Origin of the sequence: Aquabacterium sp. (assembly GCF_036279675.1) — a bacterium.
Classification (GTDB): Bacteria; Pseudomonadota; Gammaproteobacteria; order Burkholderiales; family Burkholderiaceae_C; genus Aquabacterium.
Genome location: NZ_DASUIS010000137.1, coordinates 1 through 18,148, shown reverse-complemented (window position 1 = coordinate 18,148; position 18,148 = coordinate 1). Strand labels below are relative to the sequence as shown.

At 62.9% G+C, this 18,148-nt stretch carries 18 protein-coding genes and 1 tRNA gene; 8 read left to right on the top strand and 11 right to left on the bottom strand.

All coding sequences use genetic code 11. The features are described from left to right. Positions 1-81 precede the first annotated feature (81 nt). Positions 82-906, top strand: coding sequence for a ferritin-like domain-containing protein (locus tag VFW93_RS15650; protein WP_329694898.1), 825 nt, complete (start codon positions 82-84; stop codon positions 904-906). Positions 907-918: 12 nt separating this feature from the next. Here VFW93_RS15650 and xerD read toward each other — a convergent pair whose 3' ends face one another. Further along, the gene (gene xerD, locus VFW93_RS15645; protein WP_329694896.1) at positions 919-1,827 is read right to left on the bottom strand and encodes a site-specific tyrosine recombinase XerD; all 909 of its coding nucleotides are present in this window, start codon (positions 1,825-1,827) and stop codon (positions 919-921) included. Then, positions 1,814-2,452 (bottom strand): chalcone isomerase family protein, encoded by a 639-nt coding sequence (locus tag VFW93_RS15640; protein ID WP_329694895.1) that lies wholly within the window; start codon positions 2,450-2,452, stop codon positions 1,814-1,816. Before VFW93_RS15640 ends, xerD begins: the two co-directional genes overlap by 14 nt. 190 nt (positions 2,453-2,642) lie before the next feature. On the opposite strand from VFW93_RS15640, the gene trmB reads away from it, so the two are divergent. Continuing rightward, positions 2,643-3,410: a tRNA (guanosine(46)-N7)-methyltransferase TrmB gene (gene trmB, locus VFW93_RS15635; protein ID WP_329694894.1), complete on the top strand. Its 768-nt coding sequence runs from the start codon at positions 2,643-2,645 to the stop codon at positions 3,408-3,410. A gap of 200 nt (positions 3,411-3,610) precedes the next feature. Here trmB and VFW93_RS15630 read toward each other — a convergent pair whose 3' ends face one another. The 6 genes from VFW93_RS15630 to VFW93_RS15605 all read right to left on the bottom strand — a co-directional run bounded on the left by VFW93_RS15630 (position 3,611) and on the right by VFW93_RS15605 (position 8,279). Beyond that, entirely contained in the window at positions 3,611-4,072 is a 462-nt protein-coding gene (locus VFW93_RS15630; protein ID WP_329694893.1) for a hypothetical protein, read from the bottom strand. A gap of 164 nt (positions 4,073-4,236) precedes the next feature. Further along, positions 4,237-4,326 (bottom strand) — tRNA-Ser (locus tag VFW93_RS15625). A 44-nt stretch (positions 4,327-4,370) separates the two neighbouring features. Further along, positions 4,371-5,453, bottom strand: coding sequence for a branched-chain amino acid ABC transporter substrate-binding protein (locus VFW93_RS15620; RefSeq protein ID WP_414639697.1), 1,083 nt, complete (start codon positions 5,451-5,453; stop codon positions 4,371-4,373). A gap of 122 nt (positions 5,454-5,575) precedes the next feature. Beyond that, positions 5,576-6,244: a hypothetical protein gene (locus tag VFW93_RS15615; RefSeq protein ID WP_329694892.1), complete on the bottom strand. Its 669-nt coding sequence runs from the start codon at positions 6,242-6,244 to the stop codon at positions 5,576-5,578. After that, positions 6,241-6,687 (bottom strand): DNA polymerase III subunit chi, encoded by a 447-nt coding sequence (locus VFW93_RS15610; RefSeq protein ID WP_329694891.1) that lies wholly within the window; start codon positions 6,685-6,687, stop codon positions 6,241-6,243. The genes VFW93_RS15615 and VFW93_RS15610 overlap by 4 nt, the downstream gene beginning before the upstream one ends. Before the next feature lie 2 nt (positions 6,688-6,689). Next, the gene (locus VFW93_RS15605; RefSeq protein ID WP_329694890.1) at positions 6,690-8,279 is read right to left on the bottom strand and encodes a leucyl aminopeptidase; all 1,590 of its coding nucleotides are present in this window, start codon (positions 8,277-8,279) and stop codon (positions 6,690-6,692) included. 42 nt (positions 8,280-8,321) lie between these two features. Here VFW93_RS15605 and lptF point away from each other — a divergent pair, with 42 nt between their 5' ends. Genes lptF through VFW93_RS15585 form a run of 4 tightly spaced genes read left to right on the top strand, consistent with a single transcriptional unit; the run spans position 8,322 to position 12,008 of the window. Beyond that, positions 8,322-9,452 carry an LPS export ABC transporter permease LptF gene (gene lptF / locus VFW93_RS15600; protein WP_329694889.1) on the top strand — a complete coding sequence of 377 codons (1,131 nt, stop codon included), beginning with the start codon at positions 8,322-8,324 and terminating at the stop codon, positions 9,450-9,452. Next, the gene (gene lptG, locus VFW93_RS15595; RefSeq protein WP_329694888.1) at positions 9,449-10,615 is read left to right on the top strand and encodes an LPS export ABC transporter permease LptG; all 1,167 of its coding nucleotides are present in this window, start codon (positions 9,449-9,451) and stop codon (positions 10,613-10,615) included. The genes lptF and lptG overlap by 4 nt, the downstream gene beginning before the upstream one ends. A 19-nt stretch (positions 10,616-10,634) precedes the next feature. After that, positions 10,635-11,021 carry a CbiX/SirB N-terminal domain-containing protein gene (locus tag VFW93_RS15590; protein WP_329694887.1) on the top strand — a complete coding sequence of 129 codons (387 nt, stop codon included), beginning with the start codon at positions 10,635-10,637 and terminating at the stop codon, positions 11,019-11,021. 15 nt (positions 11,022-11,036) lie between these two features. Further along, a complete protein-coding gene (locus VFW93_RS15585; RefSeq protein ID WP_329694886.1) occupies positions 11,037-12,008 on the top strand; it encodes a CysB family HTH-type transcriptional regulator in 972 nt (323 codons plus the stop codon). 6 nt (positions 12,009-12,014) lie between these two features. Here VFW93_RS15585 and VFW93_RS15580 read toward each other — a convergent pair whose 3' ends face one another. Next, positions 12,015-14,093, bottom strand: coding sequence for a hypothetical protein (locus VFW93_RS15580; protein ID WP_329694885.1), 2,079 nt, complete (start codon positions 14,091-14,093; stop codon positions 12,015-12,017). A 138-nt stretch (positions 14,094-14,231) separates the two neighbouring features. On the opposite strand from VFW93_RS15580, the gene VFW93_RS15575 reads away from it, so the two are divergent. Further along, on the top strand, positions 14,232-14,999 hold the full coding sequence (locus VFW93_RS15575) for an oxepin-CoA hydrolase, alternative type (RefSeq protein WP_329694884.1): 768 nt from the start codon (positions 14,232-14,234) through the stop codon (positions 14,997-14,999). A gap of 21 nt (positions 15,000-15,020) precedes the next feature. On the opposite strand, the gene VFW93_RS15570 is transcribed toward VFW93_RS15575, so the two are convergent. After that, complete coding sequence (locus VFW93_RS15570; protein ID WP_329694883.1) at positions 15,021-15,683, bottom strand: hypothetical protein; 663 nt, start codon at positions 15,681-15,683, stop codon at positions 15,021-15,023. A 253-nt stretch (positions 15,684-15,936) separates the two neighbouring features. Here VFW93_RS15570 and VFW93_RS15565 point away from each other — a divergent pair, with 253 nt between their 5' ends. Beyond that, a complete protein-coding gene (locus tag VFW93_RS15565) occupies positions 15,937-17,502 on the top strand; it encodes a methyl-accepting chemotaxis protein (protein ID WP_329694882.1) in 1,566 nt (521 codons plus the stop codon). A 360-nt stretch (positions 17,503-17,862) separates the two neighbouring features. On the opposite strand, the gene VFW93_RS15560 is transcribed toward VFW93_RS15565, so the two are convergent. After that, the coding region (locus VFW93_RS15560) for a hypothetical protein (RefSeq protein ID WP_329694881.1) at positions 17,863-18,148 on the bottom strand (286 nt) is incomplete at its 5' end.

Here is an 18,148-nt window from a genome sequence, read left to right as displayed (position 1 = left end):
CGTGTCGGCCAATATGGGCTGGGTAATCTGGGCGGACTGAGGAAGGCACGTGATGTGAGCACAAAGGCGCAAAATAGCGGGATGCGCCTGAGACAACAAGCCCTGCAGGTCCTGCTGATCTGCGACCCTCATACCAAGGCCGCCGCCACGCTGGCGCTGAGAGCGGCCTACCTGCAAGCCCATCCAACTGGCGGCCTGGACGAGGCCGACCGGCACGACACGCTCGAATTGAGCGCCGAGCAAGCCAATGCCATGCCGGGCCGCCCTGCCCGCCCCGCGCTGGTATCGGCCACACAGGTGCCCGCCCGCTCACCCTTCACGGCAGAGGGACGCGCGGCCCTCCTGCACGCCATCTGCCACATCGAGTTCAACGCCATCAACCTGGCGCTGGATGCGGTCTGGCGCTTCGCCAGCATGCCCGCCGCGTTCTACGCCGACTGGCTGCAAGTCGCAGCAGAAGAAGCCGAACACTTCAGCTTGCTGCGCGCGCACCTGCAAACCATGGGCGCCGACTATGGCGATTTCGATGCCCATGACGGCCTGTGGACCATGTGCGAAAAAACCAGGAACGACATCCTGGCGCGGATGGCCCTGGTACCCCGCACGCTCGAGGCCCGCGGGCTCGACGCCACGCCGCTGATCCAGGACAAGCTGACACGAGCAGGCGACCACGAAGCTGTGGCCATTCTGGACATCATCCTGCGCGATGAGGTGGGCCACGTGGCCATCGGCAACCGCTGGTTCCACCACCTGTGCCAGGAACGCGGGCTGGATGCCCTGCGCCTCTACCCGACTCTGGTCAAGCAATACGAGGCCCCGCGTTTGCGCCCCCCCTTCAACGAAGCAGCCCGCAAGGCAGCAGGCTTCACCGAAGACGAACTGGCGTTCCTGCTCGGCGTGGACTGAGCTCTGGCGCACTCACCCTCTGGGGTGATGCCTGGCGTGCAACTGTCTCAGGCGCTCCCGCGCCACATGCGTGTAGACCTGGGTGGTCGAGATGTCGGCATGCCCCAGCAGCATCTGCACCACGCGCAGGTCGGCGCCATGGTTCAACAGATGCGTGGCAAAGGCGTGCCGCAACGTATGGGGCGACAAAGGCTGCGTGATGCCCGCGAGCATCGCGTACTTCTTGATGAGCTTCCAGAACATCTGGCGCGTCATCGGGCCGCCGCGCGCGGTCACAAACAGCGCATCACTGACCTGGCTGCCCAGGATCATCCCCCGGCCCTGGCTCACATAGCGCGCCAGCCATTCGCCCGCCTCGGCACCAAAAGGCACCAGGCGCTCCTTGCTGCCCTTGCCCATGATGCGCAACACACCTTCATTCATCCCCACGTGCACGGACTTGAGTTCCACCAGCTCGCTGACGCGCAGCCCGCTGGCGTAGAGCAACTCCAGCATGGCCCGGTCCCGCAGACCGATGGGCTCGTGGATGTCCGGCGCGGCCAGCAAGGCCTCCACCTGATGCTCGCTGAGTGTGCCTGGCAGGCGCATGCGCTGACGAGGCGCATCCATGCGCACGGTGGGATCAGCCGCGCACAGATTCTCACGAACTGCCCACCGATAGAAACGCCGAAACACACTCAAACGCCGCCCTGCCGATGAAGGCTGAGACCCCGCATGCCGGGCTGTGGCATAGCCCTGCAGATCCGGCTCGGATGCCGTCACCAGCGTGTGCCCCTGTTTCTGGGCCGTCAGCCAATGGGCCAAGCCCTGCAGATCTCGCCGGTAGGCCGCCAGCGTATTGGCGCTCAGGCCGTCCTCCAGCCAGAGCGCATCAATGAAGCGATCCAGATGAGGATCGTCTGATGACTCAGTAACCGCCACGCAGCAGCCCTTCCCTCATGCGGCGATCAACCGGGTGCTCGCCCACGAAGATCTTCAGCACGGCCCGATACAGGTCATCACCGGCCACTGCCGCACCCACCGCCTTGTCGTTGACGCGCAGGTGCACGCCCTTGTCAGGGATGAAGTCCAGATCCAGGGTGTCGCCCGGCTTGAGGTCGCCCACGCTGTCGATCAGGCCGGCAAGCCGGGTGAGGCGCTCGCTCAGCCTGGCCAGCACCTCGGGCGGTTCGTGGTCTTCAATGCGCCCCGTCAGGGATTTGGTGAGCTCATGGCTGGGCGCACTGAGCATGATCTTCAGGCGGATGCGTTTGGGACCCGGCATGGCCAGCAACTGCCCCGCATCCTTGCTGGGGGCGGCTACATACAAACCGGCCACAAAAGCCTTGACCCAGGCCACGCCCCGCAGCCCCAGGCCATTGAGCCGCAAGGTGCGGTCACCCAGCATGGTCGTGGCCTCGAAGCGCTGCCCTTCCAGCGAGGGCATGCGCACCTCGGCAGCACTTTGTGCGCACGCCGGCAAACCCGCGCCAACCGACAGCCCCAGCAGCATCGCCGCCATGCCTGCCTGGCGAACGAACCGCCTCAACCTCATTGCCTTGTGCATTGCATCCTCATTGACTACCAGCAGCCACACAACCGTTGCCGCCAAAGCATGTTGCCATGTGCAGCGAAAGTCCGTGACACCTCCAACGCCTGGCCCTGCAAGGTGGCTGACAACTTCCCCCCCGACTTGACGTAAAGCTTTGTCTACCTTCCGGGAAAGCGGAACTGGCGGCCCCGACTAAAATCCGCGCATGCAAGACAGTAACCGCCCCCAGGACGCCGAAACAGGCATCCCCGACACCGCCCCTGCCGACGCCCCTGAAGCGCCCAACCTGGGAGACCTGCCCCCGCACGCCCGCACCATCCGCAGCTATGTGATGCGCGCCGGCCGCACGACCGAGGCCCAGGCCAAGGCCTTGTCCGAGCTTGGCCCGCGCTTCCTGCTGCCCTATCAGGAGCGACTGCTGGATCTGCCCGCCACGTTTGGCCGCACGGCGCCTGTGGTGCTGGAAATCGGTTTCGGCATGGGAGACGCCACGGCCAAGATTGCGGAAGGCCAACCCGACACGGACTACATCGGCTGCGAAGTCCACGAACCCGGCGTGGGCGCCCTGCTCAAGCAGATTGGCGACCGCGGTCTGAGCAACCTGCGACTAATCCGGCATGACGCCGTGATGGTGCTGGAAAACATGATCCCGCCAGGCTCGCTGGCCGGCATCCACATCTTCTTCCCTGACCCCTGGCACAAGAAGCGCCACAACAAGCGCCGCCTGATCCAGTCGCCCCTGGTGGCCAAGCTGGTGACGCATCTGGCCCCCGGAGGCTACCTGCACTGCGCCACCGACTGGGAACCCTACGCCCAGCAGATGCTGGAGGTGCTGAGTGCCGAGCCCGCTCTGGTCAACACAGCTGAAGGCTACGCGGAAAAGCCTGCCTACCGCCCCCTGACCAAGTTCGAAAACCGCGGCCTGAAGCTGGGCCATGGCGTGTGGGACCTGGTGTTCCGCAAGAAGGCCTGACAAGAAAAAACCCGCAGGTCCTGAGGGACCGGCGGGCGCAAAGCGCAACGCTGTCATCACGATGCACTACCGGCTCAGGGAGGTAAAGCCGGGCCTTGAATCAAGGCATGCGAATGGTAGCGCTTTTGGAATGCCCCTGCAATTTGTAGCGTTACAGAACGATTGAACTTGTGACTTGCTTCACTCAAATGAAGTTGAGGTCAAGCCTTGCACAAGTCGGTGGCCGCTTTCTCCCAAGCGGCTTTCTGGGTGGCGTAATCAAACGAATACAGCACGGTGGTGCCATCCGGCAGCAGGTTCTGCAGCGCAGGACCACACTTGCCGCAGGGGCTCATCTCGATGTAGACACCCACGATCGGGAACAACTGCCCGCTCTGGTGGCCGTTGCCCATGATCACCTCGATGGCCTGGGCCAGGCCTGCCAGTTCGCCGTGGTACTTCACCCAGGAGTTCTTGTAGGGCGACTGCTCCAGCTCGTTCTTCATCTGACTGAAGCCCGTCTGGATCTTGATCTCGCCGTTCTGGTAGAAGGCGATGCCCGCCCAGCATGAGTGCGGGCCAATCCCCGGGTGCGACTGGCTGATCTTCTTCGTCAGCAAGGTGGTGCGAACCAGATCGTTCTGTGCGTTGATATCGTACGGCGTCTGGAGAAGGGTGATCATGATCTATACCTGCCTGCAATGGATGGGTTAATTGAATGCAGGCAGCGTATCGACGCGCGTTGTACCGGTCAACGATCAGCCTAGGGATAGGCTGGTGTCAGTTTGGTATCAAGGCAGCAGAAAGCAAAAAACCCCAAGCGAATCAATCACTTGGGGTTTGCATCTGGCGGAGAGGGCGGGATTCGAACCCGCGGTAGGGATTAACCTACACACGCTTTCCAGGCGTGCGACTTAAACCGCTCATCCACCTCTCCGAAGCCCGCTATTGTAGCAAGGTTTCGAGCCGTTTCCGAACCAATCAGTTCAGAGGCACCTTCTTGCCTTCTTTGTAGCTATACAGCGTCATGGCCGGGTTCTTGAGTTCGCCGTTCGGCTCGAACATCACCTTGGCGGTCACGCCCTGGTAGTTGGTCTCGGCCAGCTTGGGGCCGTAGACCTTGGGGTCCACCGAGTTGGCGCGCTTCATGGCGTCCACCAGGACCATGGTGGCGTCATAGGTATAGGGCGAATAGACCTGGAACTGCTTGGGGAACTGGGTCTCGTAGCGCGCACGCCAGGCCTTGCCATTGGGCAGTTTGTCCAGCGAAGCGCCCCCCACGGCACACACGACATTGGCCAGGGTCTTGGCGCCACTGGAGAGGTCCATGAGCTTGTCGGTGCAGATGCCATCGCCACCGAACAGATAGGCCTTGTTCAAGCCAAGTTGCTGCATCTGACGCAGCATCGGGCCGGCTTGGGGGTCCATGCCACCGAAGAAGATGCCATCGGGCTTCTTGGACTTGATGGACGTGAGGATGGCGCTGAAGTCCACCGCCTTGTCGTTGGTGTATTGCTGGCTGACCACCTCGATGCCCCGCTCCTTGGCCACCTTGGCAAAGACTTCGGAGACGCCCTTGCCGTAAGCGGTACGGTCGTCAATGATGGCCACTTTCTTGAGCTTGAGCGTGTCGGCCGCGTAGTTGGCCAGGCCCGCACCCAGTGCCAGGTCATTGGCCAACAGGCGGTACACGTTCTTGTAGCCCAGCGTGGTCAGCTCGGGGTTGGTGGCCGATGGCGTGACCATGGGCAGGCCACACTGGTTGTACACCTTGGCCGCCGGGATGGTGGTGCCGGAGTTCAGGTGGCCGACCACGCCGTTGACCTTGGCGTCACACAGCTTCTGCGCTGCGGCCGTGCCTTGCTTGGGGTCGGCGGCATCGTCTTCGGCCACCAGCTCGAACGTGACCTTCTTGCCGCCAATGGTCAGCTTCTGGGCATTGAGCTCGGCCACGGCCATGCGTGCGCCGTTTTCGTTGTCGCGGCCATAGTGAGCCTGCGCACCGGAAACGGGGCCCACGTGGCCGATCTTGACCACCGTCTGGGCCTGCGCGGCGGGTGCCATCAATGTGGCGGAAACAGCAGCAGCCAAAGCCAGGCGCGCTTGAACGGACAGAACAGATCCAGACATCAGGTCCACCTCAAAACTGAATGGTTGGAAACAAAAGGGAAGGAAGAAAGCTCGGCTCAACGTTGCCGCAATTTGGCGATTTCCTGCGTCACCGAGCGGGCCACCACGTCACGCATGGTGCGGCTGAGTTCCTCGCGCAGGTCACGCACCAGGGCTTCGCTGTGCTTGGCCAGGATGGGGCCGATGGCCTCTTTCAGGCGGAAGTCCAGCATGCCGTCGATCTGGCGCTGCACGTCAGCCAGCACGCGTTGTGCCAGCTGGGTTTCGTTGATTTCGGGTAGCACGGGCTCGGTCAGCACGGGCGGTGCGACGACCTGTGCAGGCGCCACGGCTTGCTCTACACGCGCCGCCTGTACGGGCGCTGCAATGGGCGCGGCCACAGGCGCGACCTGGGGTGGCGCAGGGGCCACCACCGGCACCGGCGCCGGCTCCGCCACCACCGCATTCAGCACGGGCAGATCAGCCAGAGGCACCATGGCCGGGCTGCGCACGGTGTCCAGCGAAGGCACAACGACCGTCGTCATGGGTGACCACGATTCGCGTTGCTGGCTGGCCATCAGGCCACCGGTCACGATGGGCGCACCTTCCGGCGAGCCCTGGTTGGGCGCAGCAGGCCGGGGCAGGTTGTTCAGGCCATCTTCTCGCACCGGCGCGGGCGACAACAGCTCGATGACCTCGGTCAGGGTTGGCACTTGCGCCGGATTGGGTTGAGCTGCGGCGTTCATTCCTTGACCTCATGTGGTTGAACCTGCCAACCCATGGCTGCGTAGGCTTTCCAGCGCTGGCGGCCGAGCTGCCGGTCGTCCGGTGCACTGCTGACGATGTCGAACAGGCGGGGAAAACGTTCCATGCCAGCCGGCATCTCCTGACCCACGTTGACGAGGATGCTGCGCTCGCCGGGTGCCGAGGACGGGTCCACGGACAACCAGATGGGCGTCTCGTTCTGGCGCTCGGGCACGGGCTGGTTGGGGCCGGCCATCACATGGGGCACGAACTCCTGGTCATCAAACACCCACAACTGCTTGTCCAGCGTGCGCAGCGTGGCCGCGTCGCCGGTCACGACAACCTGTGCGCCGGCCTTATAGGCCTTGCGCAACAGGCGGCAGGCGTACGACAGCTTGTCGCCCACACCGTGATGAAACTCCACCTTGCCCATGCCCGTGCTCATCGTCAGGCTTTGGCGGCGGCTTTGCGGGCCGGCGCTTGGCGAGCGGTCTTGCCAGCGACCTTGCGGGCCGTCTTGCCCGCCGGTGCCTTGCCTTCAGCCTTGACGAGCTTGGGCGCAATGGCGTCCTGGCCTGCGGCGGCCTGGTTCAGGATGAACTGGGTGAGCAGCCCCACCGGGCGACCCGTGCCGCCCTTGGCACCACCGGACTTCCAGGCGGAGCCGGCGATGTCCAGGTGGGCCCAGCGGTAGGCCTTGGTGAACTTGCTGAGGAACACGGCTGCCGTGATGGCGCCACCTTCGCGACCACCCACGTTGCCCAGATCGGCAAAGTTGCTCTTGAGCGACTCGCCGTACTCTTCGTCCAGCGGCATGCGCCAGGCGGTGTCCAGCGACTGCTGCCCTGCTTCCAGCAAGGCACCAGCCAGTTGTTCGTCGGCCGAGAACAGGCCGCTGTGCACATGGCCCAAGGCCACCACGCAGGCGCCGGTCAGGGTGGCGATGTCCACCACGGCGGCGGGCTTGAAGCGCTCGGCATAGGTCAGGGCATCACACAGGATGAGACGTCCTTCGGCATCGGTGTTGAGCACCTCGATGGTCTGGCCGGACATGCTGGTGACCACATCGCCCGGCTTGGTCGACGAGCCGCTGGGCATGTTCTCGCAGGTCGGGATCAGGCCAACCAGGTTGATCTTGGGCTTGAGGTCGGCCACGGCGCGGAAAGTGCCCAGCACGCTGGCAGCGCCACCCATGTCGAACTTCATCTCGTCCATGCCGGCTCCGGGCTTGATCGAAATGCCGCCCGTATCGAATGTGATGCCCTTGCCGACCAGCACCACAGGTGCTTGCGACGCTGCGGCGCCCTGGTAGCGCAGGATGATGAAACGGGGTGGCTGAGCCGAACCGTTGGCCACCGACAGGAAAGAGCCCATGCCCAGCTTTTCGATGGCGCGGCGGTCCAGCACTTCGGCCTTGATGTGCTTGAACTCGCGCGACAGGCGCTTGGCTTCGTTGCCCAGATGAGTTGGGGTGCAGTAATTGCCTGGCAGATTGCCCAGTTCGCGGCCCAGGGCCACGCCTTCGGCCACAGCCTGGCCTTGTGTCAGGCCCGCCTTCACGCCAGCGGCATCCGCCTGGGTAGACACCACCGTGACCTTCTTGAGTGCACCAGCCTTGGGGGCGCTGGGCTTGGTGTGGCGGTATACGTAGGTGGCATCGGCCACACCCAGTACCAGGGCCTTGGCATGATCGGCCGACAGGGCCAGGCCCTTGGCTGCCGCCACAGCCACGTGCGCCGCACCCAGCTCCTTGACCTGTGCCAGGCCTTTGACCACGGCCGCCTTGTACGACTTGGGCTTGGCGTCAGCAGCAGCCAGGAGAACCAGGCGCGCAGCTTTCACGCCTGCGGGGCGGTGGATATACAGTGCACGACCCGCCTTGAGGGCGAAATCCTCTGCCGAGACGGCGTCCTTGACCAATTTGTCGAGCACCGCGTCGCCCGTATTGGCTTCATCGCTGGTCAGAACCAGCAGCAGCGCATCAGCGTTGACCTGAGACAGAGCGGGCCCTTCGGCCACGGTGGAGCGGTAGTCCATGCAGTGCAAGTCCATAATGGACGGATTGATTTGATCTGACCAATGTTATTCGATTCCTCCGTGCGCCGTGAACTCTGGCGCAGCTTTATCGGCACGCTCGTCGTGCTGCTGACCGTGGTCCTGACCATGGTGCTCATCCGCATCCTGGGCCAGGCCACGAAAGGCGCCTTCGCGCCGGCCGACGTCAGCCTGGTGCTGAGCTACACCGTGATCGGCCAATTACCCATCCTGATTGCCCTGGCTTTGTTCGTGGCCGTGGTGTCCGTGCTCAGCCGCCTGTGGCGCGACAGCGAGATGGTGGTCTGGCAGGCCAGTGGCGCGCGCCAGTTCAACTTCGTGCCGCCGCTGCTGCGCATGGCCTGGCCCGTGCTGGCTGTGGTGGCCTTCTCGACGCTGGTGGCCCGCCCTTGGGCGCAAAGCCAGACACAGGTGCTCAAGTACCGTTTCGAGAAGCGCTCGGACATGGCCCGCGTGTCCCCCGGCCAGTTCCAGACCTCGGGTGACGGCAAACGCGTGTTTTTCATCGACAGCCACAGCGACGGCCAGCAAACCGGCAAGAACGTGTTCATGGTGCTGACCGACAAAGGCCAGGAGTCGGTGATCACGGCACGCGAAGGGCAACTGCGGGTAGAGAAGGAATCCCGCTACCTGGTACTGAGCCAGGGCGAGCGCACGCAGACTGATCTGAGCACGGGCGACAAGACCTTGTCACGCTTCGAGACTGCGCGCATTCTGGTTGGCGAAGTGGTGGACCCTCAAAAGCTGACCCCCGATGTGCGCGCCCTTTCTACCCACGCCCTGCTGGGGCTGCGAAGCAACAAGGACGCTGCCGGTGAATTGAACTGGCGCTTCGGCCTCGTGTGGGCCACCTTGAACATGGTGCTGGCCGGCCTGAGCCTGGCTGCGGGCAACGCCCGGCGCAACAGCAACTGGAATCTGGTTTACGCCCTGCTTGTCTTCGTCGTGTATTTCAACCTGCTGAGCCTCAGCCAGAACTGGGTGGTGCAAGGCAAGCTGGGCTGGATCACCGGCCTCCTGCTCGTGCATGGTGGTTTGACACTGGGCGCCCTGGCCGTGATCTGGTGGCGGGACGGGGCCCTGCTGCCAGGCCGATCGGTCACTCGCAAGGCCGGGCCCTTGGCTCGACGCCAACCCAACGGAGGCCGGGCATGAACACGGTTCGCAGGCTGATCTTCCGCTCGGTGATCTCCCATGTGGGTTTCGTCACCCTGGCCTTCTCGGCCCTGTTTTTCTTCATCGACTTTGTGGAAGAACTGCAAGACCTGGGGCACCGCCAGTACACCCTGGTCGATGCCCTGTGGACCTGTCTGTTCCTGCAAGGGGCCCACTTCTACGACCTCTTCCCGATTGCACTGCTGATCGGCGGCATCCTGGCGCTGGCCCGCATGGCACAGACCTCGGAGTTCACCATCTTGCGTACCGGCGGCCTGGGCCCCGGTCGGGCACTCGGCCTGCTGGCCGTGCTGGGCGCCTCGGCCGCCATGATCATGGTGTTCGTGGGCAACTGGTATGTGCCCTGGTCAGAGGCGCAACTGGCGCTGCATCGCGCCAAGTTCAGCTCCAGGCAAGGGCTCAACCTGGGCCATGGCGGCACCTGGCTGCGTGAGCGCCGGGAGGTACCAGGCTCGGGCTTCCACAACATCACGGTCAACGTTGGTGCCGCCAACAGTCAGGGCGAGTTCGGCAACGTGCGCATTTTCGAATTCGATGCGCGCGGCCGACTGATCCGACGCCTGGCGGCAGACAAGGTCCACGTCGAGGCCTTGGGCAATGCCACCACGGCCAGCGGCTCCATCTGGCACATGGAAAACGTGCTGGACACACGCTGGACGTCGCACGATCTGGTCGGCGAACAGGCTGTGCTGGAGGGTAGCAAGATCATTGCTGAAACACGCCAGACCACGATGGACTGGCAAAGCAGCCTGACCCCGCTGGTGGTGTCCGCTTCGGTGCTGCCACCGGAGACCATGTCGACCGCCGCGCTGTGGCGCTACACCCAGCATCTGGCCACCAACGCCCAGGCTGCGCAACGCTACGAAATCGAGTTCTGGAAGAAAACCTTCTACCCGCTGGTATGCATGGTGATGGTCGCCCTGGCCCTGCCCTTCGCCTATCTGCATGCACGCAGTGGGGGCATGAGCCTCAAGATCTTTGGCGGCATCATGCTGGGCATCAGTTTCGTGCTGATCAACCACATCTCCAGCCACCTGGGCTTGCTGCACCAGTGGCAGCCCTGGCTGGCGGCAGCGGCCCCCAGTGTGATCTACCTGCTGCTGTCGATGTCAGCCTTCATCTGGCTGGTGAGATACCGCTGAATTCAACCCAAAGACCCACATGAACCGATCCGGCATCCTGCTGTTTGCCCATGGCGCACGCGACCCGGCCTGGGCACGCCCTTTTGAAACCGTGGCCGACCGGCTGCGCGAACGTGCCGCAGCCAGCGGCGACGAGGTCAGGCTCGCCTTCCTCGAACTGATGACACCGGGCATCGCCGAAGCAGGCGCCGAACTCGTCGCCAAAGGCTGCACGCGTATCACCGTGGTGCCCTTGTTTCTGGGCGCTGGTGGCCACGTGCGCAAGGACCTGCCTCGTCTGCTCGAAGAGCTGCAGCACCGTTACCCCGATGTGCGCTGGAACCTGAGTGCCGCTGTGGGCGAGACGGACGTGCTGATTCAGGCCCTGGTGGATGCAGCCTGGCAACTGGCCCAGCCTGAAGACTGACCTGGAGCCCTGACCATGAACCTGCACCAGTTCCGCTTTGTCTACGAGGCCGCCCGGCGCAACCTCAACCTGACGGAAACCGCCAAGGCCCTGCACACCTCGCAGCCCGGCATTTCCAAGGCCATCATGGAACTGGAAGAAGAGCTGGGCGTGGACATCTTCGTTCGCCACGGCAAACGCCTCAAGCGTGTGACCGAACCCGGTCAGCAGGTGCTGCAATCCATCGACATCATCCTGCGCGAACTGGGCAACCTGCGCCGCATTGGCGACGAGTACGCCATGCAGGACGCCGGCACCCTCTCGATTGCCACGACCCACACGCAGGCGCGCTACGTGCTGCCTGAGCCCGTGGCAGCCCTGCGCAAGAAGTTTCCGAAGGTCTCCGTCAGCCTGCACCAGGGCACGCCAGAACAGGTCGCCCAGATGGTGCTGGACGAAACCGCCGACATCGGCCTGGCCACCGAATCGCTGAGCGACTTCCCCGACCTGGTCACCCTGCCCTGCTACGAATGGCAGCACGTGGTGGTGATGCCTGCCTCGCATCCCCTGACGCAAGTACCCCGCCTGACCCTGGAGCAACTGGCCGCCGAGCCACTGATCTCGTATCACCCGTCGTTCACGGGCCGCAAGCGCATCGACCAGGCCTTTGCCCAGCGTGGTCTGACACCCAATGTCGTGCTGGAAGCCATTGACGCCGATGTGATCAAGACCTACACCCGCCTGGGCCTGGGCATTGGTCTGGTGGCAGAGATGGCCGTCAAGGATGACCCGATGATGAGCACACCCGGCAGCGAGCTGGTATGGCGCCCTGTGGGCCATCTGTTCGGGCCCAATATGGCGCGGCTGGCCTTCAAGCGCGGCGCCTACTTGCGCCAGTTCGTGCTGTCGTTTGCCGAGCTGATTTCGGACCGGCTGTCACGTGCCTTGATCATGCAGGCCATGCAGTTGCCCAACAGCCACCAGGGCGACGGCGACTACGGCCTGTAAGCCACCTCACCCCTTGTGGTCAGGCTCTGGCGGCTGCAGATCTTCGAGATGCAGATCCAGACTGATGCTGGGACTGACCTCTGGCTGGGCCTTGATCGGACGCGTTGCCATCAAAGGCTCGATGATCGAGTTGTGGTGCACCGGCTCGGCAGGCTCCAGTCCGGACAGATCCGTCACAGGCAGCAGCAGGTCCACGCTGGCTCGATCACCTGTATCTCGCTCGGACAGATCACGCGCCACAGCATACAGGAACAGCAATTCACGGTAGGCGGGCAACTCGAAAGTGTCTTCGCTGCTGTCCGGCCGCGTCAGCGAGTGCTCGAGCACTTCCATGGCCTGAGCAGGTGAAGACCACAAAGCCTGCAGGCGCTCGATCACGCCGGGGTAGTCCGCCAGGCTGTGGCCTTGCTGCAGGTCGGCATCCCATGAGGGCGCGTAAGCATTGAAGCGCTCGTTGAACTCGGCTTGCACGCGCTCGTACTCTGCCCGCTTGCCCACACGACGGTAGATCTCGAGCAGCTTGAGGAAAGGCAAGGGGCTGGCGCCTGTGGTGTGATGCACATGGCTTTCAAGCAGGTCGATGGCGGCATCGTCCTGCCCCAATACCACGAAGAACTCGGCTTGCTGTTCCAGGTCGATCAACTCTTCCACTGACACTTCACGCAGTGGCTCACCACGCGGCTCGACCAGCGGCGGAACCTGCATGCCAAGCGGTGCGGCATCCGGCACGACCTGATGGATATTGGCCGCCGTGACACCCGCGGCCGCCTGATAACCGCCGTTTGCAGTGCGTGCTGACGCAGCAGCCCAATCCGGTTCATCCGAGGCGGGCTCATGGCGCCCGCCTGGCACATGCACAAAGTCGGCAGAGGTCTGCTCGAGGGCAGACTCAGGTTGATCATGCTGCCCGTCCTCGGGCAACTGTGATTGCGCCTGCCACCAGGCAGCCTGACGCTGACGCTCCAGCCTCAAGCGATGGAACAGATAACCCGACAGAGCCAGGCCGACAAAGGCCAGCAAACCCATGCCATACAACCACGCACCACCATGCGCAGACTCGGCCTGGCGGGCACGAACCTGCAAGGCCGTCACGACCTCGCGGGACTTCTCGCCCTCCTGCTTGAGCTGCGCAAGGCGCTGCTCCAGATCCTGCAGACGCTGATGATCGCGGGCCATTTGCTCCGGCGTGGCATTCATCGCCAGCCACAGGGCCGCAGCCGCCTGCCGGCGCAACAACACCTCGGGTGACTGGTCTTCCGCGTTGGCTGCCGCCCCCATGGTCGGCGTCATGCGCAACTCGGGCGCAAACATGGCGTCGGCCTCGACAGGATCCAGCAGCAAGCGTGCGCCTTCGTCCTTGACTGAGGCCAGCGCTTTCGCGCCTGACGTCTTGGCTTTGCGTGCTGCCCGTTTGCTCGACGCAGGCGAAGCAGCACCCGTCTCGCTGGAGGCCATCACATGGTTGACCACCAGACTGGGCGCGCCAGCCAGTGCATTTGGCGGATTGGAAGAATCGGATGCGGGCTTGCTGCCGCCGCGCCTGGAAGCACCACGAACTGAAGCAGAGGACTTGCCGGAAGCCATGGCGGCAGACACGACGCCAGGCGGGCTGACCACTGTCGCAGCAGGCAGCGAGACGCTCTGAACCGCCTCACCGACATCACCGGAGGCCGCTGCCTCATTGCCCGCCATGCTCAAGCCAGGCGGATCAGCCAGCGCCACCACCTTGCGCGTGATGCGCGACTTGCACCCCGCAGCCAGATAGACCGTGACAACCGGCTCGTTGATGAACGCCGACGTGCTGACCCGCAACACGGCGCGGTCACTGGTGGCGCCAGGCATCACCTCGGTGAAAACGGCCTTGGCCTGCACCTTTTCGTCGCCGAAATACACATCGGCCGCCATGCATTCATTGGCGATTTCTTCGCCTGCCTCGAGGCGCAAAGGAATGGTGACCCGAAGGGTGTCACCCAGAATGGCACGGCTGCTTGGCTGACCGAATCCCAGGCTGTATGAGGCACCTGAGGCACACAACAGCGTCATACCAGCTGAAACCGCCGCCGATACCCGCTTAAAGTTATTCATGTCGGTGCATCATGAGGCCCAGGTTTTCACTCTAGCATGAAGGCCTGGTTTCCCATGCTGTGGGAAGCCCCGGAGAATCACGCCAGTTTGCCCCATGCAACCTGTTGACAACAGCACGCAGATAGCCCCATTTCCTGCATGACAACCGAACTCAAGACTGAACGACGCGGCCACACCCTGGTCATGACCCTGTCCGGCCCGGCCACCCGCAATGCCCTGTCACCTCAGGTGTATGCAGCCGGGATCGAGACCCTGAACATGGCGGAAGCCAATCCCGAGGTCTGTGCTGTGGTGCTGACTGGCGAGGGGGACCACTTCTGCGCTGGTGGTGACTTGCAACGCCTGTCCCACAACCGGCAACATGACCTGCCAACACAGGGCGCCAATCTGGAGGCATTCCATCAATGGATCGAAGCCCTGCGCAGCTTTCCCAAGCCGATCCTGGCTGCTGTAGAGGGCGTGGCGGCTGGCGGCGGTGTGTCGCTGGCGCTGGCCTGTGACCTGATCGTGGCGTCCGAATCTGCCCGCTTTGTGATGGCCTACAGCAAGGTAGCCCTGTCACCTGATGGTGGCGCCACCTGGCACCTCGCGCGTGCATTGGGGCGAGGCAAGGCGCTGGAAATCCTGTGGCTGGGAGAACAGCAATCTGCCCAGCAATGGCAGGCCCTGGGCCTGGTGCATCGACTGGCTCCGGCCGGACAAACCCTGGAACAGGCCCTGACGATGGCAGAGCAGCTCTCTCAGGTGGCACCCGGCGTACTGGCCAGCGTGAAAGACCTGGTGAACGACTCGGATCGGCCACTTCGCGCCCAACTGGACGCCGAAAAGCAACATTTCCTGGTGAACCTCACCCGCCCCGAGGCTGGTCAGGCCATCGAGCAGTTCCTGCAAGGCAAACGGCGCTGATCTGAGCGCTACAGCCTGGCGTCAGACGCCGGCCAGCGCCACGTCCCGCATTCGTCTGGCGATCCGGGCAAACAGCTCGCCCACCATGTGCAGTTGCCCAACTTCCAGAGGCTCGCCCGGCATGCGCACGGTGAGCATGCCTCGGTTGACGGTCAGCACCAGCAAGAGACTGTCGGTCCACCAGGTCGTGGCGGCCTCTTCCAGGGCCATCACCATCTCGGGATTGAGCCAGGCCTGCGCCACGCCCTCGGCGTTGGCCAGCAGCACGAAGCGTTTGGCCAGTACGGCAGCGGCGTTCAAGGACACCTTGGGGTGCATGGCCAGCCATCGCATTTCATCGGGCAGGCTGTTGTCGATCTGCGTCTGCATGGCGTTGGTGAAGCTGCTGAACACTTCCGACTCGAGCAGCTGAGCCAGCACACGGCTGACCATCACCATCTGCACGTCGCCCGGCAAGCCGGTGTCACAGCGGAAACGCAACTCCTGACCGGAAATGTACGAGCGCTGGGACCCGCCCCACTCCACGCGCCAGCCTTCCTTGGTCTCGACCACGTAACCGCCTCCGGTCTTGTCCTTGACGCGTTTGAACGTGAATCCTTCGGACTTTGCCCACGCACCCAGTACCTGCCCTTCATCACGGGCTGCCGGCGCAGAACCAATCAATCGCTTGAGAGAGGCAAACATGCAAAAGGCGATTCCCCAAGGGAATGTGTGGGTCTATCCAAAAGGCAGTCTAACTGAGCCCCCTGGGGTGTGACGCCAGAAAACACATGGCGGAATCCCTGAAATCGTCGCGTCTGTTACCGGCGGCAGCCAGGCCCGCCGCCCGATCATTTATGTGCAACAACAGAACTTCTGCTCAATTTCTGGGCGCCCCTGTCGAAAACCCTTGATGCCTTCCAGGAAATCCATCCTGTGACGGCCAAGGAGCATCGAAATGGCTTTTTTCTCGCTCGCAGACATTCGACTCAAACCCAAGCTCATCGCCCTGACACTGGTCGTGGCGGGCCTCGGGGCGATTGGCGGCGTATGCGGCCTGTACGGTATGGCCCAACTCGATTCAGAAGCTGATCACCTGGGGCAGATTGAACTGAAGGGGCTGGATGCAGTCCGGGCGGCAGAAGTGGCCTTGATTGACGCCGGGCGCGCCCGAGCGAACGCGATGCTGGCCACGACGGAAGAGACCAGAAGTCAGCGGTCTCAGCAGTTCTACAAGCACGTGGCCGAGATGCAAGCCGCGCTCAAGGCTGCAGAGCCCACCTTCCATACCGAGAAGGGCAAAAAGCTCTTTGCGGAGACCCAACAGGCCGCCTCGGAATGGATCCCTCAAGCCGATCGGTTCATGACGCTGATGAAAGGCAAGGCACTGTCCAATCTGGACGGCGAAGTGGTACAGGCTGATGCCCTGACTCGCGACCTGAACAGCAAAGTCAGCGCTGCCATGGACAAGCTCGTTGAGCGCCGCAAGGAAGCTGCCCACGAAGCTGTTGAAAGGGCGGATGCGCTCTATCACCAATTGCAATGGATTGTGGGCGGTGCCATCGCGGGCTCATTACTGGCAGGCGTCCTGATTGGTTGGTGGGTATCGACCGCCATTGCCTCGCCCATTCAACGCGCCGTCAAGGTTGCAGAAACCGTGGCGCAAGGCGATCTCACCACGCGAATAGACGTGGAAGGCTCAGACGAGACGGCGCAACTGCTTCGCGCACTGGACCGAATGACCGTGAACCTGGTTGAGATCGTCAAGCAAGTCAGAGAGAGCAGCGACAGCATTGCCACAGGCTCCAGTCAGATCGCCACAGGCAATGCCAGCCTGAGCCAGCGGACCGAAGAGCAGGCCAGCAACCTGGAAGAAACCGCAGCCTCCATGGAACAGCTGACCAGCACGGTCAAGAGCAATGCCGACACGGCCAATGAGGCCAGCAGACTGGCGTCCAGTGCTGCCGTAGCCGCCACGCATGGTGGCCAGGCCGTAGACCAGGTCGTCAGGACCATGCACGAGATATCCACCTCATCCAGGAAGATCACCGACATCATCAGCGTGATTGACGGCATCGCTTTCCAGACCAATATCCTGGCCTTGAACGCGGCGGTGGAAGCCGCACGCGCAGGCGAACAAGGACGAGGCTTCGCCGTGGTGGCCGGTGAGGTCCGCACGCTGGCACAACGCAGCGCTCAAGCTGCCAAGGAAATCAAGACCTTGATCAACGACAGCGTGGAGAAGGTCGACACCGGGGCCCATCAGGTGAACAACGCGGGTGATGCCATGAGCGGCATCGTGGCCCAGGTGGAGCAAATGGGTCAGCTCATCGCCGCCATTGCCAACGCGTCAAACGAGCAATCAACGGGCATCAGCCAGGTGGGCGATGCGGTCAACCAGCTTGATCAGGTGACGCAACAAAACGCGGCCCTGGTTGAAGAGAGTGCCGCAGCAGCAGAAAGCCTCAGACACCAGGCACAGCAACTGGCCCAGGTCGTTGGCCTGTTCAAGGTGGGCGCTTGAGGACGCAAACAGCCTGACGTGCAAGTCAGATTGCAGAGCCCGGAGGGTGTTAAAAACAATGCTCTAAGCCGCATGGCTACTAGGGCGAGCAGCCTACGTGGCCGATCGGTTCCCCGGTTTGTTCCCCGGTACTTCAATCCATGGAAGCAAACCCGGAAATCGCCTGTCAATTGTCCACACTCTACGGCGATTCACCCTCCACCTACTAGAGGAGAGCGATCACCTCTGTTACCCCAAAATTCGTCCCCGTTAAATTAGGGGCGACAAAATGGTTGACTCAATCGGCTAAACGTCTATTCGTTGGCAAAACGAACCAACCACTACTGAGCCGAGGGCGCAAGTACTTCAGGTCAACATTGCCTAAAGGCCAAGCGGGAGGGCTTTGGAGTCAAACCCGGTAAACATGAGTTCCCTTCGGAAGTGCATCATGGCCAAAGGAAAGACTTGCGAGAACATGCTGTATTGGTTCGGCTCCTCCTGGATCCACTGATTCAACATATCCTCCGTCATCTCTGGCGGGCAAACAAAGCGCCCGAAGTACTCTCCCGCGAACGTAGCTTGCAACTGCTTATCATCGATGCACTCACCCAACGCCTTCAGGTTCACTTTGACAGAGACTTGAAGCGGAACGCTTGGTGCGTTGGGG